Below are 1,218 nucleotides of genomic sequence, written 5' to 3'. Positions count from 1 at the left end.
GGTTATCGGGCGCCGTGGTGGTTGAAGCGGCAGTTTTTCGATCTGGTGTGTGCCGGGATGTCGGTGTTGGAGGCCGAACGTCAGCTCGGTGTGTCACGCAACGTCGGCCGGGAGTGGTGGCGCAAGGCTGGCGGTATGAAGCTGCGAATTGGCAAAGGTGATCTCGGATTGGCCGAACCTGGCGATCTCACCGGTGCAGGTGGGCGTGGTCATCGGCTGAGCTACGACGAACGCGTGGTCATCATGAGAGGCCTGGACCAGGGACTCAGGCAGATCGAGATCGCCGGCCAACTCGACCGCGATCCCAGCGTCATTTCCCGTGAGATCCGGCGCAATCGCACCGCCGGCGGGGATTACCACGCCGGGTTGGCGCATGCCCGAGCTGCCCAGAAAGCCAAGCGGCCCAAGGAATTCAAGCTCAACAACAGCCAGTTGTGCACCGCCATTGAAACCTGGATGGACGATGGGTGGAGCCCGAAGCTGATCGCGGAGGTGTTGGCTCGTGATCACCCCGATGACAGGCTGGCACAGGTGAGCCACGAAACCATCTACCAGTGCCTCTACGTGCAAGGACGCGGGCAGCTGCGCGCCGACCTCAACAAGTGTTTGTCCACCAAACGCGCGGCTCGCAAGCCACGGGACCACACCGAGCGTCGCGGGAAGTTCAGTGACGTGATCACCATCAGCCAGCGCCCCGCCGTAGTCGATGACCGTGCGGTGCCCGGACATTGGGAAGGCGATCTGATCCTGGGCACTCGAGGCGCGAGTGCGGTCGGCACCCTGGTCGAGCGCAGCACCCGATTCACCATCTTGTTGCACCTACCCGACGATCACACCGCCGATACGGTGGCCACCGCGATGATCAGAGCGATGAATAAGCTGCCGGCTCATCTGCGCCGCACCATCACCTGGGACCGCGGTAGTGAGATGGCCGCCTGGCAAGACATCAGCCTGCAACTACAAGCCCCGGTGTATTTCTGCGATCCGCATTCGCCCTGGCAACGGGGCAGCAACGAGAACACCAACCGGCTGCTGCGGTTCTGGTTCGAAAAGGGCGCCGACCTCAGTGGCTACACCAAAGCCGACCTCAAACAGGTCCAAGACAAACTCAACACCCGGCCCCGCCCCACCCTCGACTACGACACCCCAGCCCAACGCCTAGCCGCCCTCCTCGACCAAGCTGCCTAACCGATGTTGCATTAGCCACTTGACTTCGAG

At 62.6% G+C, this 1,218-nt stretch carries 1 protein-coding gene; it reads left to right on the top strand.

Annotated elements, in window-relative coordinates:
* The first annotated feature begins 57 nt into the window (after positions 1-57).
* On the top strand, positions 58-1,188 hold the full coding sequence (locus AC5Y49_RS24705) for an IS30 family transposase (RefSeq protein ID WP_499892004.1): 1,131 nt from the start codon (positions 58-60) through the stop codon (positions 1,186-1,188).
* Positions 1,189-1,218: the final 30 nt, after the last annotated feature.

The sequence above is a fragment of the Mycobacterium sp. NGS62 genome (genome assembly GCF_059812285.1).
This window is presented reverse-complemented; position numbering and strand designations above follow the sequence as displayed.